Here is a 13,562-nt window from a genome sequence, read left to right as displayed (position 1 = left end):
GCAACCACCGAACGCAACAGCAACATCAAAATCAAGAAGATAACGACTAGAACAATCGGGATGATCTTGGCGAGGTCTGCTTCAGCTGTCTTGTTGGTGTCAAGAGCAATAGCTGTCTCACCACCGACTAGAACCGAAGGATCCACAGAAATCAAGTCGGTGCGCATCTGCTCAACGACGTTCTCTGCATCCTTGGAGTCAGCCTGGTAGGTCAAGTTCGCATTGATGAGAACCTTGCCGTCGACAACCTGAGGAATGGTTTCAATCTCAGGCATCACAAAAGCCGAAGGAGCACCGGCAGCAGGTGGGCCGCTGGCATAGGCAGCTGCGGCAGCAGCTGCAGCGTCTTCAGCTGCCTTTTTGTAGGCAGCAGACATGGCTTCCGCATCTGCCTGAACAGACACCTTAGAAATTCCGTCGGTTGCTTCCGCAGCAGACATCACAGCGTCCATCTTGGACTCGTCCGCGATGATGATCACGGGTGAACCGTCACCCGCATCAAAGTGCTGAGCGAGGACTTCCTGACCATCAACGGACTCGATGTTGTCGCCCAGGAGGAAGTCAGTTTGTGGAATACCACTGGCCTTGAGCCCGGGCAGACCAGCAACGGCGGCAAGAAGCACAACCAGAGTAATAATCCAGGTGGCACGAGGCTTCTTGCCTACGAGGTTACCCACGCCCTTCCAGAGACCACGAACACCTTCGAGACCAGGAAGAGTGTTGGGCTCAACCGGAGCCACCTTCTTCTTGCCTGGCTTGGGCATGAAAGGCCAGAACGCAGCACGGCCGAAGATGGCCAGCAAAGCTGGCAGGAAGCTAATGGCTGCCAGGAATGCAAAACCAATACCGAATGCGGCGATGGGACCGAGTGCCTTGTTGGAGTTGAGGTCAGAGAACAGCAGACACAGCAGCGCCGCAATCACTGTGGCCGCAGAGGCGAAGATGGGCTCAAAAGCACCCTTGAATGCGCGACCCAGTGCCGACCACTTGTTCTGAACCTCGAACAGGGCCTCGCGATATCGGGCGACAAACAACAGGGCGTAGTCGGTGGCAGCACCAATAACCAGAATCGAAAGGATTCCCTGGCTTTGACCGGAAACCTTGATCAGGTCATTCAGGGCGAGGTAGTAGATACCGAGGATGGAACCAGACAGGGCGAACACTGACGTCAGCAACACCAAAACTGGCAGCAAGAGTGCGCGGTAGACAACCAACAGAATGATGAACACAGCCAGCAGGGCCACGATCAGCAGAATGCCGTCAATGCCGGCGAAGCCACTAACGAAGTCAGCGAGCAGACCACCAGGACCAGTCACATACGCAGTGAAGCCAGCTGGAGTCACATCAGCGAGTTCTGCACGCAGACCCTCGATGCTACTGAGGAGTTCTTCACCACTTGCTGAGTAGAACACCAAGTACTCAACGGCTTGGCCGTCTTCAGAGTAGGTGGGGCCCAGCACAGAAGGAACCTGTCCCTCCACAGTGGGTGCAACATCCTCTGCCTCTTCGAGCGTGGTGGTCAGTTCATCAAACTTGATCTTGTCCGCGTCAGTGACGTCACCAGAGTCCTTCTGGAAAACCACGATGGCAGGGATGTTCTCCGAGTCGTTGAACTTGGTCTGCCAGTCGTTAACTTCGGTGCTTTGAGCACTGGCGGGAAGGAAGCCGGCCTGGTCGTTAGTAGAGACTTCTGAGATCTTGCCGAAGGTTGGACCGCCGAGACCAGCAATCGCAAACCAGACAACTACAAGAACTGTGGGCAGCAAGATGCGCAGCCAGAGTTTCGGAGTCCAGTCCTTCATGTGTTTCCCCTAAGAAATACGTGTGACGCAACAGAAAGAACGAGCTATGGGGCCGCCTAGGGGAATTGAACCCCTGACCTATTCTTTACGAGGGAATCGCTCTACCAACTGAGCTAAGGCGGCACGAACCGCACGAAGCGGAACAGTTTTCAAGCTTAGTAGCTTGATTTCTCCAGTTGAAACTGGAGAAAACTACTTCGCAGAGGAATTGCGACGACGACGCAGTGCCACAATCACAATCACGGCGGCCAGCGCAACGGCACCAGCAGCACCAAGACCCAATGCCAACTGAAGCTGACCATTACCTGCGTCTGTTCCCGCCGAGGTGACCATGAGCTCTTCATCTGCTTCAGTGACAACAGCTTCTTCCTCGACAGGAACAGCTTCACCCAGAGGATCAGCGTCAGAGCCCTCGACAGTGAAGGAGAAAGAACCTGAGGAAGGGTGTCCGTCTTGAGAGACGATGCGGTAGCTCGCGGTGTACACGCCATTGGGCAGAGCACCGGTCACGATGGGAACCGTCATCGTTGCACCCGTGACGTCAAAGGTGGGGGTGCCCAGCTCTGCAGCAGCACCCTCAGCGTTGACGAGGGAAACTTCGGGTGCAAACTCTTGCGCCACAGCTTCAACGAAGGTGAACTGCAGTTCAACTACGGGGGTCGAGACGACGGATTCATTAGCTGGCACCGACTGGAAAGTGTCAGAGTGAGCGTGGGCCACCGAGGTGGTTCCCATAACGACAAAGAGCGCCATCAGTGCGGTGGCAATGATGGAAGCAATACGACGGATCATCCGAGGAGCCCTTCTCCGATATAGCCTCCTGGCTGACTGCCAGGAGGAAGTGCAAACACTGCCGACCCAATTGGGGTCGTCCACGTGTTCATGAGGTCTAAGTCTGCCAAACGTTGCTGTACGGGAACGAATTGTTTCTGAACATTGGCCATGTATGCGGCAAAGATGAGACCGGCATTGGGTTGCCCCGAAGGTAACAGGCCATCTTCATAGTTCAAAGGTCGGCGAAGGAACTTTTCTTCGGCGTTGTTGGTCCGCGCCCGACGAACATGTGCAAAAGAAGCAATAACAGGCATGCCATTGTCGTGCTTAGCGGCAAGGTCAGGCGCGTCAAACTCTTTCGTGCCCGTCAGCGGTGCACCGTTGTGCAGGTTGCGACCCATGGCCGTTTCCTTCTTGGTGTCATCAAGTTTGTCCCAGCCCTCAAAGTCCATCTGAATGCGGCGGACAACCAGGCATGTGCCATCACGGAACCATTGAGGCCCAGAGGTTGCCCACACCTGAGCATCAAATTCTTGAGACGTGCGAGGGTTGATAGTTCCATCTACTTGGCCAAAGAGGTTACGTCCAGTTTGATCCGAGGGAACACCGTATTGCGGTCGGTTGAATCCAGTTTGAGACCACAGCGGCTCAGCAAAAGTGTGAGCTGTCCGGCTGAGTTGTCGTGCCGCGTGGGCAACCGTCAAGGGGTTATCTGCGCCCACGTGAATGACAAGATCACCACCACTGAACTCAGGCTGCAGTTGGTCGATGGAGAAGGCAGGAAGTTCACCAAAACCAGAAGGCATTGCTCCCTGCAGTCCCAGCTTGCTGAAGAAGCCTGGACCAAAACCAAACGTTGATGTGAGGCGAGCAGGCTCTGTGGCGAGATAGGGCTCACCATCGGGAAGGGTGGGCTTTCCCTTGGCTAACCGTGCGGCATCGTCCGTGAGGAGTTGCATCATGGACCGAGCCTGATCAACGGTAATTCCGGGCTTCAGGGTGAAGGCCGCATAAGTTCCATAGGCCTGCAGCGGGGTCATAATCCCGGCTTGGTATTCGCCATAGAAGGGAATCGTTGCTGACTGCTGCTGAGCTCGAAGCTGCGCTTCTTTCTCGGGAGTGGACGCTTGTGCTGCGTTGACGGTGAGGGCACCGCCAGCAAATCCGGCCACTCCCGCAGCCACATAACTCGAGACAACGCCAGCGGAAGCCAAGAATCTTCTGCGGGATACTCCCTGAGTTTCGCTGTCTTCCACTGGCGTATGAGTCATTGTGTTTTCCTAGCCTGCGTAGGTGGAGATGTCGCGGGCTACGGCGTCAACATCACGAGTAGTTCCGTTGGAGAATTCGAGGGTCATGGTGACGTGGCTTCCAACGGGAATGGGCTTGAGAAGATCCCAGTACATGACGTGGTATCCACCGGGCTTGAGAGTGACGGATCCCTTAGCGGGGATAATAATGCCGCCTTCAACCATTTGCATCTTCATTTCACCGTCATCACCCTTGACCACTTCGTGGATTTCCAGGGGGGTCTCAGAAAGGCCTTCAGTAGTGTTGGTTGCGCCGACGAGTTCAATGTCTTCGTCAGAAGAGTTTTCGAGGGTCATGAAGACACCAGTCATCGCCATGCCGTCCATGAGCTCAGGAACAGCCTTAATCCACACATCGGAAGCGGTGGGGGTGACGGCCTCAGGGGTTGCTGGTGCACAGCCGACGAGTGCGAGTGCAGCGATGGCCACAGCTACCAGAGAGAATCCGCGCTTGGTTGCGGAAGTTGAGTTCTTCACATCAATTCCTTTGTTCAGGTATATTCTACGTAACGTAGAACACTGATAGTATTCTACAAGTCGTAGAAAAAACAACTCAGGAGAAGTCATGGCACCCCAGCGCAACCGAGGTGAACTCGAAGCAGACATCATGACCATCCTCTGGCATGAAAACGAGCCGATGACCGCCAAAGAGGTCCAGGCCAAGTTCACTGAAAACATTCCCGCCATCACAACGCTCATCACTGTGCTCGACCGGATGTGTGCCAAAGGCCAGGTTGTGAAGAATTCAACTGGTGGTCGTAGCCAGACATTTGCGGCAGCCCAAAGCCGCATTGATCACGTCACAAACACGATGACGTCGGCCCTCAATAGTGCTGACGACCAAGCAGCAGCTCTGCTTCACTTCGCCGGATCACTCTCTGAAGAAGACCGTGCATTCTTGCGCAAGGCCATCGACGGCAATAACTAGCTCCTCATGGAACTCCGAACGATTGTTGAGTTGTTCGCTGTCTATGCAGCAATTTCGCTCATTGTCCCGCGTATCCTCGCCAACCCTGAGTTAGTGAGTAAGCATCCTGGCTTTGTACTGTGGGCGTGGTTCATTTGTCTCGGGATTGCCGCTCTTTCACTTCTTGCAGCACTGGTGGGACTCGTTGGTCGAGCACTCGCCCAACACGTCGTTGAAGACAACTCTGCCCGCATCGTTGTGCCCATCTTGGAGAACATCTATGGATGGATAGCGCTGGGGGTTCTTGGGATCTTGGTCTTCCGTTTCGGTGCAGCCCTGGGTGAACTTCGATCCTCTCGGAGAGCGCTGTCGGAACAGTTCACCCTCCTAATTTCGCAAGGCCAGATCACCGAGCTCTCCGGGCACCGCGTGATGATCTTCGACTCTGCCCAATCTGTGTTGATGGCGGCGCCCAGCGCACAGTGCATCATGGTCAGCTCAGAGTTGGTAAATAAACTAAGCCCTGAATTGTTGCAAGCAGCATTGGCTCACGAACAAGCGCACCTCGACCAGCGCCATGGGGTCATTCGCGCAGCTGGGATTCTCGCTATGGCCGTTGCACCTGGCTTCTCGGCCAGTGAACGTATGGCTCAGGCCACACGCATCACGACAGAACTCTTGGCAGATGATGCAGCGTCTCGCCAGTGCTCTCCCCACGCCGTGGCACAGGCACTGAAAGCATGCTTTGGTGAGAGCCCGCTCATTGATGAGCGTGTTGCCCGCTTAGATACCTAGCACTTCGGATCTTGTGCAGGTACTTTGCCGCGCAACAAGAATCCATCCACGGCATCATTTACACACGAGTTGGACTTGTTATAGGCCGTGTGGCCTTCACCGGTGTAACTGATGAGATGACCGCCCTCGAGCTGGGCAGCCAAAGCTTTCGCCCAACGATAGGGAGTTGCGGGATCACCCGTGGTGCCAATGACAAGGATGTCACCGGCGCCTTGGGCTGAAATTTTATGTGGAGTCATCACCGCTGGGTAGGCCCATTGAGAGCAGAGCTCATCGCCATAGGCCATGTAGGGACCGATGACCGGTGCCTTTCGCGCTAGCTCCTGTGCTTCCTTTTCCCACTGTTCAGGGTCTTTCGTCACGGGATAGTCAAGGCAATTGATGGCAAGGAAAGCTTCCGTGGAATTATCCAGATACTCTCCGTCATCACCACGGCTGTAATACCAATCCACTGAGGAATAAGCAGGCTGAGCATCACCGTCAGCAACCGCAGAAAACACATCTGTCAGGAAGCTCCACGCATCAGGGTTGTAGAGGGGAGCAATGATCGCCGTGAGCATGGCATCAGCACCGAGAACCCGGCCATCACTTGCGTATAGGGGAGATTCATCGAGTTGCGCCAGGAGATCCCCCACCTGAGTCATTGCCTCCTCAACACTGCCACTAAAGGGGCATCCCTCAGTTTCAATGCAATCAGCCAGATAAGCGCGCAATGCTTTTTCGAACCCGATGGATTGATTGAGATTGACCTCGAAACTCGACGATGCCGGATCGAGTGCACCATCAAGAACCATGCGACCAACGTTCTCGGGGAAATTCTCGGCATAGACCGCACCCAACAAGGTGCCATAGGAGTAGCCCAAGTAGTTGAGCTCACGATCGCCAACCGTCGCACGCAACATGTCCAAGTCATGCGCAGCACTGACTGTGTCCACATGAGCAAGGAGGTCACCAGTTCGCTCAAGGCAACCTTGAGCGAACTCTGCGCTCGCCCTCTCTCGTTCAGCGAACCATTCTGGGCTGGCTCGAACTGTGTCTGTAGCGCCGAAGAGGAACTCATCCATTTCAGCTGCAGAATCGACACACACCACAGGTGTGGAGGCTCCCACTCCTCGAGGATCAAAACCAATCACGTCATAGTTTTTCTGAACAGCCCCACTGACGGCATAGTCCAAAGAATCTGCAACGAAGCTCACACCCGAAGCACCCGGGCCACCCGGGTTCACAAACAGTGACCCAAGCTTCTTGGACGACGTCGCGGAGTGACGAACAAGAGCAAGCTCAATAGTCTCTCCCGCAGGCTCGTTCCAATCCAGGGGAGCAATAGCCGTTGCACATTGCATGCCGTCGTGACAGTCAGCCCACTCCAAAGTTTGAGAGTAGTAGGGCTGGTATTCGGCCGGAATGGCCTCTGGGGACTTAGTGGGTTCTGGAACCACTCCACCCGAGCAGGCGGTGAGTGCCACTGCAGCAACAGCGAGAATCAGCCCTTTCAGGGCAACTTTCATTCTCATGCAGGAACTTCAGAGCGCGAAGCGCGGATCAACAGTGCTTCCATTGCCAGGGCAGGTGCAACGTTCGCATCAATGCGTTCACGAGCTTCGCCAATGGCTTCCATGGTGGCAAGGGTGTCTTCGCTTGTGCGTGCAGCGGCGGCGGCTCGCAGTTCATTCTCAAACTCCACGTTGATGAGCTCGTCACTGACGCCGAGCTGCAAGCGCAACACGTCGCGATAGACCGAGAGCAGATCAACCAGGATGCGGTCGAGCCCATCACGCAGGCTTCGCGTGGAACGACGCTTTTGTTGTTCTTCCAATCCCTTGACCTGGCTGCGCAAGTTTGCTGGAATGGCATCGCCTTCGGCGATACCCATGGAACGGCGAAGCTGGTCGAGCTCAACTCCATCACGCTCTTCCGTAATGGCTTTGGCATCGTCGGTGGCAATCTCAATCATGCGGGCAGCGGCAAGAACTGCCTCGCGCACGGTCATGATGTTCAACACCAGGCGCACTGTTTCTTCACGGCGTGCAGCAGCTTCAGGATTGGTCGCAAGACGGTGAGCCATGCCGATGTGGGATTGGGCATGACGAGCAGCACGCTCTGCCGTCACCTCATCCACGCCATCTCGGGCCACGATGAGCTTGGCCACGTCAGGAACACTGGGCACACGCAAGCGCACAGAGCGCACGCGAGAGCGGATAGTGGGAATCAAGTCTGCTTCACTGGGTGCGCACAGAATCCACACCGTGCGCTCAGGAGGTTCTTCCAAAGCCTTCAGAAGCACGTTGGAAGTGCGCTCTGCCATGCGGTCAGCATCCTCAATCACAATCACGCGATAGCGCGAGACTGCAGGCGAATACTGTGAGCTCTGCACGAGAGCGCGCACTTCATCGATCGAGATAATCACGCGCTCCGTGGTGAGCGTGGCGAGGTCGGGGTGAGTTCGGGCAGCAACCTGCGTGCAGTCGGAACACTTTCCGCAGCCCCCATCTCGACACAGCAACGACGCGGCGAATGCATAGGCCAAGTTGGAACGGCCAGAACCCGGAGGGCCCGTCACGAGCCACGAATGCGTCATGGCCGAATCGTGAGAGGTTGCTGAAGCTAGCTCGGACTCGGATGCCGCACGGAAGACATCTATGGCCTCCTGCTGGCCAACGAGTTCATCCCACACGCTCATAGCTCAAGGCTACCGGGAGTAGCTGACAAGAAACTTCTAGGACAACTCAGCTTCGACGCGGGCGCGAATAGCGGCAGCGAGCTCGTCGATGGGACGAGTGGCGTCTAAAACCAAGAACCGCTCGGGCTCTGCCTCGGCGAGCGCAAGGAAACCTGCACGAACGCGGCCATGGAACTCTGCCTTTTCGTTCTCGAGGCGATCGAACGGCTTATCTGCTGCATCGAGACGCGTGCGTGCCAGGTTCTCATCGAGATCCAAAAGAACGGTCACATCAGGCAGCAAGCTGTCTGTTGCCCAGAGAGACAAATCCCGAACTTCTTTCGCATCCAGAACGCGACCAGCACCTTGGTAAGCAACAGAGGAATCGAAGTAGCGGTCCTGGATGACGACCTCGCCACGCTTCAGTGCGGGACGCACCAGCGTGGCCACGTGGTGGGCACGGTCTGCGGCATAGAGCAGAGCTTCTGCACGGGGATCAATGTCTCCGCGGTGGTGCAGCACGAGGTTGCGCACCTCAACACCCACATCAGTACCACCGGGTTCGCGGGTGCGCACAACTGTGCGACCCTGTGCAGTCAGCCACTCAGCAAGAAGAGATGCCTGGGTGGACTTTCCCGAACCGTCTCCACCTTCAAAGGTGATGAACAACCCGGACATGCGTTACTCGCTTGCCTTGGAAGAAATGCCTGACTTACCCAAGGTGGTGGCAGCCTTCTTGGCGCCGGCCTTCTTCACCACGATGGTGTCGCCGACCTTCTTGGTTGCCTTCTTGGCAGCTGGCTTCTTTGCAGCGGCCTTCTTGGCAGGAGCCTTCTTGCGAACAACGGGTCCCTTGGCTCGCTTGATGGCCAGAAGTTCAACCGCACGATCGAAGTCGATCTCTTCAGGCACCTCACCGCGAGGGATCGTGGCGTTGGTGGTGCCATCGGTGACATAGGGACCAAAGCGACCGTCCTTGATCTTGATGGGCTTGCCGCTTTCGGGGTCAGCGTCGAATTCCTTGATCGCACTGGCTGCCTTGCGAGCTCCATACTTGGGCTGAGCAAACAGCTCGAGAGCACCAGCGAGGTCGATCGCGAAGATCTGATCTTCGTTCTCGAGCGAGCGAGTGTCGGTGCCCTTCTTGAGGTAGGCGCCGTAGCGACCGTTCTGCGAGGTGATCATCTCACCGGTCTCAGGATCTGCACCCACTTCACGAGGAAGGTTGAGCAGCTTGAGAGCAGTCTCCAGATCAACAGTGCCGGGATCCATGCTCTTGAAAAGTGATGCGGTGCGAGGCTTGATGACCTCGGCCTTGGCCACGCGCTTCTTCTTTTTGACTTCGACAACTTCGCCGGTGGCGGGGTCAATCTCTGCCTCGTCGAGAGCAACTTCGGGCTCTGGTTCGAGCTCGGTTACATAGGGTCCGAAACGACCATCCTTGGACACAACTGTTTTCCCGTTGTCCGGGTTCACACCCAGCACGCGGTCAGTGACAATGGGGGCATCGATGAGCTCTTGAACCTTTTCAGGGGTGAGCTCATCGGGGGCCAAATCCAGGGGAATGTTGACGATGCGAGGCTTCTCATCCTCGGTAGCATCAGGGTTGGTGACCTCGATGTAGGGGCCATACTTGCCCACGCGGATAGCAGCGCCGTTCTCGCCAATGCGGAAGGTGTTGAGCTCACGGGGATCGATATCGCCGATGTTGTCGAGGATTTCGCGCAGTCCGTGGTGGCCAGGCTCTCCGAAGTAGAACTTCTTCAGCCACTGTGAACCGGTCCCTTCGCCACCAGCAATCTTGTCGAGATCTTCTTCCATCTCGGCGGTGAAGGCATAGTCAACGAGGTCGGTGTAGTGCTCCTGCATGAGACGAACGATGGAGAATGCAACCCACGCTGGAACGAATGCCGAGCCCTTGGGAGTGACATAGCCGCGGTCCACGATCAGACCCAGAATCGATGCGTAGGTGGAGGGACGGCCAATGCCGAGCTCTTCCAACTTCTTCACCAGGGTTGCTTCGGTGTAACGAGGAGGAGGCGTGGTGTCGTGGCCCTTGGCCTCAACATCAGCAAGGACGAGCTTCTGACCTTCGGTCATCACGGGGAGCTTGGCTTCTGCTTGAGCGTCCTGAGCGTTGCGCTCTTCGTCAGTGCTTTCTTCATAAGCGTTGAGGAAGCCGCGGAAGGTGATGACGGTGCCGCTGGCGGTGAACTCCACAGCATCTCCGGATGCAGGGGTTGCCTTTGCGGTGACGGTTGCGGTCTGACCCTTGGCATCTGCCATCTGGGAAGCAACAGTGCGCTTCCAAATCAGGTCATAGAGCTTCCACTCGTTGCCACGGAGAACATTCTGAAGTTCTGCGGGAGTCTTGAAGGTTTCACCAGCAGGGCGAATAGCTTCGTGAGCTTCCTGAGCGTTCTTGCTCTTACCCGAGTACTGACGAGGTGCATCTGCAACCTGGTCTGCTCCATAGAGTGTGGTTGCTTGAGCACGAGCTGCCGCAATCGCCTGTCCCGACAGGGAAGGCGAATCGGTACGCATATAGGTGATGTAACCGTTTTCGTACAGGCCCTGAGCCACGCTCATGGTCTGCTTCGAAGAGAACTTGAGCTTGCGCGAAGCTTCCTGCTGCAGGGTCGAAGTGGTGAAGGGAGCGGAAGGACGACGGGTGTAGGGCTTGGTCTCTAGACCTGCCACGACAATCTCGGTGCTTGCTTCACGCAGTGCCGCGGCGAGCGCAGTTGCTGCTTCTTCGGTGAGCAGCGTTGCCTTGGTGGTCAGCTGACCGTTGTCATCAAAGTCTTTACCCGAGGCAATGGTGTTACCTCCGACACGAACCAGTTTGGCTTCGAACTGTGTGGACGCCTCTGTTGAGGTCCCCAGAGTTGCCAGCAAATCCCAGTAGTTGGCGGAGTTGAACGCCATACGCTCACGCTCACGGTCTACAACCAAACGCAATGCAACGGTCTGGACACGACCAGCTGAGGTACCGGGACCAACGCGGCGACGCATCACATCCGACATCTCCCAGCCATAGAGGCGGTCGAGAATACGGCGGGTTTCCTGAGCATCTACGAGAGCAGTGTCGAGCTCACGAGTGTTCTCCTGGGCAGCCTGAATAGCTTCTTTGGTGATTTCGTGGAACACCATGCGGTGAACGGGAACCTTGGGCTTGAGCACCTGGAGCAGGTGCCAGGAGATCGCTTCACCTTCGCGGTCCTCATCAGTTGCGAGGTAAAGCTCGTCGGCATCCTTGAGAGCCTTCTTGAGTTCGGCGACTGTCTTCTTGGAGTTCTCGGAGACGACGTAATAGGGCTCGAAATTGTCTTCGACGTTGACTGCGAACTTGCCGAAGGGTCCCTTTTTCATGTCCGCAGGAAGCTCGCTGGGCTTGGGCAAGTCACGGATGTGACCGACCGATGCGAGCACCTCGTAGTTGTCGCCCAGGTACTTACCAATGGTCTTGGCTTTGGCTGGTGACTCGACGATGACGAGCTTTCTAGAGCTGGACAAACATTCCTCCGAATTAAGTGGCGTTCCAAAAGGTCAAGATACACGGCAATTTGGGTTCGTCAATCACTCCAGCTCATTTTGGGGTCCAGCTTTGGCTCGAGTGTGGGTAGAAATTCCCAACACGGTGACCTGCAAGGTCACCCGCGCAATCAAACCCTGAACATCACAATTTTCTATCTGGAAAGAATTCATCTTGGCGAGTCTTTCCGCGCGATTACAGGGATATCCGGGGATGCGCCCCGATGCCGCATCCGCTGCTTCGAGGGCTGCCTGGTCGGTGACGGATTGTGCTCTGTCGAGGGTGATCAGAGCTGTTCCGAAAAAAAGTAGAAGAGATGTCACCGAAATGACCCCTCCGACCAGAATCAGTGTTGCCGCAGCACCCGAACCGCGTTCATTGCGCATTGATCACACACTCCCGAACCTGGACCTCTGCAAGCAGCCATGACAACGGCCCCACACCCGTGGACTGGCTCAGGGAAACACACACCAGATCACCCTCGGTCGAGTGCCGAAGTGAGGCGTGGGAATTGGCCTGTGACAGCGAGCTGGCCACCACGCTGACTTCAACACCACGAGATAACTCCCGGGCGGCTTGCCTGGCCAGGGCAGAGTTTGTCAGCTGAATACCCAGAGCACCCACCGCTTGGAGACACACACCCAGCACCAAGATGATGGCCGGCAGCACCATCGCCAGTTCAGCGGTGACACTACCCTCCGAACGTGAGAGCACGGCGCACCATGTCCGTCAGGATTTGCTTCACTTCATCTCCGCGCAAGATGGTCACGAGTAGTCCGGCAAAGCCAACCGCTGCCATCGTGGCAATGGCGTATTCCGCTGTTGCGGCACCGGCTTCAGAGCGGAAGTGCTTCAGGGCTTGAATGAGTTTGTTGAGTTTGTGAGTTGTCATGATCACCACACCTTTCGCCCCCATCACAGCGCAGAAAGAATGCGCGAATTCACACCTCTATATAAGAGGTGGAATTCTTTTATGAATTCAGTGCTGTGGAGGAAATCACACTGGCAACCAGCGGCAGCACCCCGACGGCAATAAATGCCGGTAATACGCACACTCCCAACGGGATCATCAATCGCACGGCAAGCTTCTCCACACGCATCTGCGCTTCTTCACGGGCTGCGTTGCGCTCACGTTGGGCTTGGCTTCGAAGAAGCCCGGATAAACCCACTCCCGTCTTGCTTGCCAACGCCATGAATTCATCACACCGAGCAAGCTCCTGTTGAGCCATCTCGTGATCTACGGTGAACGAGGTAGCGACCTGAGCTGCCCAGCGCCTGGCCTGGGCAAGGGAGTGGCCCGCAGACAGCGACATCGACATTGCCTCTGCTGCCATTCCCCGCGACCATTCCCACTGTTGTGCATGTCTCACCATTCGCCGTGACCACCGGGAGGAAAGAAACATTAAGAATGCAGCACCAACAAGAAGGAGCCAGCCGAATAACGAACCGAGCAGGAAAGCCAGCGGGTTATATCCAGCGAGGTACCCTCCTGCCACCGCAACCAGTGGCAATCCCATGACGAGATGTGTTGCCGCTTGCGGTCCAGCAAGCTGAACACGAGCATGACGTGCATTTTCAGCTGCGTGAGCAAAAGCCTCAGCGCACACGTTCAACACCGCAGACGGTGCCGCTCCGGACTCCAATGCAAAGTTCCACACAACACTCAGGAAGGCTTTCGGGGTCCTCTCCTGAATGTTCACGGCGGCCTGAAGATCAAGTTCCGCAGAGTGTGCTGCCTCTCTCGGTGAGAGTCCGGCCATGAGTAATGAGGCAACGCGTT

The 13,562-nt window shown here is 56.2% G+C and carries 14 protein-coding genes and 1 tRNA gene; 2 read left to right on the top strand and 13 right to left on the bottom strand.

The window, feature by feature from the left end:
- From RR877_RS04695 to RR877_RS04675, 5 genes are all read right to left on the bottom strand, one after another.
- The coding region (locus RR877_RS04695) for an MMPL family transporter (protein ID WP_332627757.1) at positions 1–1,802 on the bottom strand (1,802 nt) is incomplete at its 3' end.
- Between the two features lie 47 nt (positions 1,803–1,849).
- Positions 1,850–1,925: transfer RNA gene (locus RR877_RS04690), tRNA-Thr, on the bottom strand.
- Between the two features lie 69 nt (positions 1,926–1,994).
- Positions 1,995–2,594: a copper resistance CopC family protein gene (locus tag RR877_RS04685; protein ID WP_332627756.1), complete on the bottom strand. Its 600-nt coding sequence runs from the start codon at positions 2,592–2,594 to the stop codon at positions 1,995–1,997.
- Complete coding sequence (locus tag RR877_RS04680; RefSeq protein WP_332619041.1) at positions 2,591–3,847, bottom strand: Dyp-type peroxidase; 1,257 nt, start codon at positions 3,845–3,847, stop codon at positions 2,591–2,593. The genes RR877_RS04685 and RR877_RS04680 overlap by 4 nt, the downstream gene beginning before the upstream one ends.
- A gap of 9 nt (positions 3,848–3,856) precedes the next feature.
- On the bottom strand, positions 3,857–4,363 hold the full coding sequence (locus RR877_RS04675; RefSeq protein WP_332551321.1) for a copper chaperone PCu(A)C: 507 nt from the start codon (positions 4,361–4,363) through the stop codon (positions 3,857–3,859).
- A gap of 88 nt (positions 4,364–4,451) precedes the next feature.
- Here RR877_RS04675 and RR877_RS04670 point away from each other — a divergent pair, with 88 nt between their 5' ends.
- Entirely contained in the window at positions 4,452–4,814 is a 363-nt protein-coding gene (locus RR877_RS04670) for a BlaI/MecI/CopY family transcriptional regulator (RefSeq protein ID WP_332551320.1), read from the top strand.
- A 6-nt stretch (positions 4,815–4,820) separates the two neighbouring features.
- Positions 4,821–5,588, top strand: coding sequence for a M56 family metallopeptidase (locus tag RR877_RS04665; RefSeq protein ID WP_332551319.1), 768 nt, complete (start codon positions 4,821–4,823; stop codon positions 5,586–5,588).
- On the opposite strand, the gene RR877_RS04660 is transcribed toward RR877_RS04665, so the two are convergent.
- The 8 genes from RR877_RS04660 to RR877_RS04625 form a co-directional block, all read right to left on the bottom strand.
- The gene (locus RR877_RS04660; protein ID WP_332627755.1) at positions 5,585–7,102 is read right to left on the bottom strand and encodes an alpha/beta hydrolase; all 1,518 of its coding nucleotides are present in this window, start codon (positions 7,100–7,102) and stop codon (positions 5,585–5,587) included. The genes RR877_RS04665 and RR877_RS04660 overlap by 4 nt on opposite strands.
- A complete protein-coding gene (locus RR877_RS04655) occupies positions 7,099–8,268 on the bottom strand; it encodes a DNA polymerase III subunit delta' (protein ID WP_332627753.1) in 1,170 nt (389 codons plus the stop codon). Before RR877_RS04655 ends, RR877_RS04660 begins: the two co-directional genes overlap by 4 nt.
- A 36-nt stretch (positions 8,269–8,304) precedes the next feature.
- Positions 8,305–8,925, bottom strand: coding sequence for a dTMP kinase (gene tmk / locus RR877_RS04650; RefSeq protein WP_332627752.1), 621 nt, complete (start codon positions 8,923–8,925; stop codon positions 8,305–8,307).
- A 3-nt stretch (positions 8,926–8,928) separates the two neighbouring features.
- Positions 8,929–11,763: a type I DNA topoisomerase gene (gene topA / locus RR877_RS04645; RefSeq protein ID WP_332551088.1), complete on the bottom strand. Its 2,835-nt coding sequence runs from the start codon at positions 11,761–11,763 to the stop codon at positions 8,929–8,931.
- Positions 11,764–11,826: 63 nt separating this feature from the next.
- Positions 11,827–12,168 carry an Rv3654c family TadE-like protein gene (locus tag RR877_RS04640; RefSeq protein WP_332551087.1) on the bottom strand — a complete coding sequence of 114 codons (342 nt, stop codon included), beginning with the start codon at positions 12,166–12,168 and terminating at the stop codon, positions 11,827–11,829.
- Positions 12,158–12,496 carry a TadE family protein gene (locus RR877_RS04635; RefSeq protein ID WP_332551086.1) on the bottom strand — a complete coding sequence of 113 codons (339 nt, stop codon included), beginning with the start codon at positions 12,494–12,496 and terminating at the stop codon, positions 12,158–12,160. The genes RR877_RS04640 and RR877_RS04635 overlap by 11 nt, the downstream gene beginning before the upstream one ends.
- Positions 12,474–12,674, bottom strand: a complete 201-nt coding sequence (locus tag RR877_RS04630; protein ID WP_110234829.1) for a DUF4244 domain-containing protein — start codon at positions 12,672–12,674, stop codon at positions 12,474–12,476. The genes RR877_RS04635 and RR877_RS04630 overlap by 23 nt, the downstream gene beginning before the upstream one ends.
- A 79-nt stretch (positions 12,675–12,753) precedes the next feature.
- A complete protein-coding gene (locus RR877_RS04625; protein ID WP_332551085.1) occupies positions 12,754–13,542 on the bottom strand; it encodes a hypothetical protein in 789 nt (262 codons plus the stop codon).
- Positions 13,543–13,562 lie beyond the last annotated feature (20 nt).

Source organism: Aurantimicrobium sp. (assembly GCF_036667855.1).
GTDB lineage: Bacteria > Actinomycetota > Actinomycetes > Actinomycetales > Microbacteriaceae > Aurantimicrobium.
The sequence above is the reverse complement of the archived record's forward strand: the minus strand, read 5'-3'. Positions and strand labels throughout refer to the sequence as shown.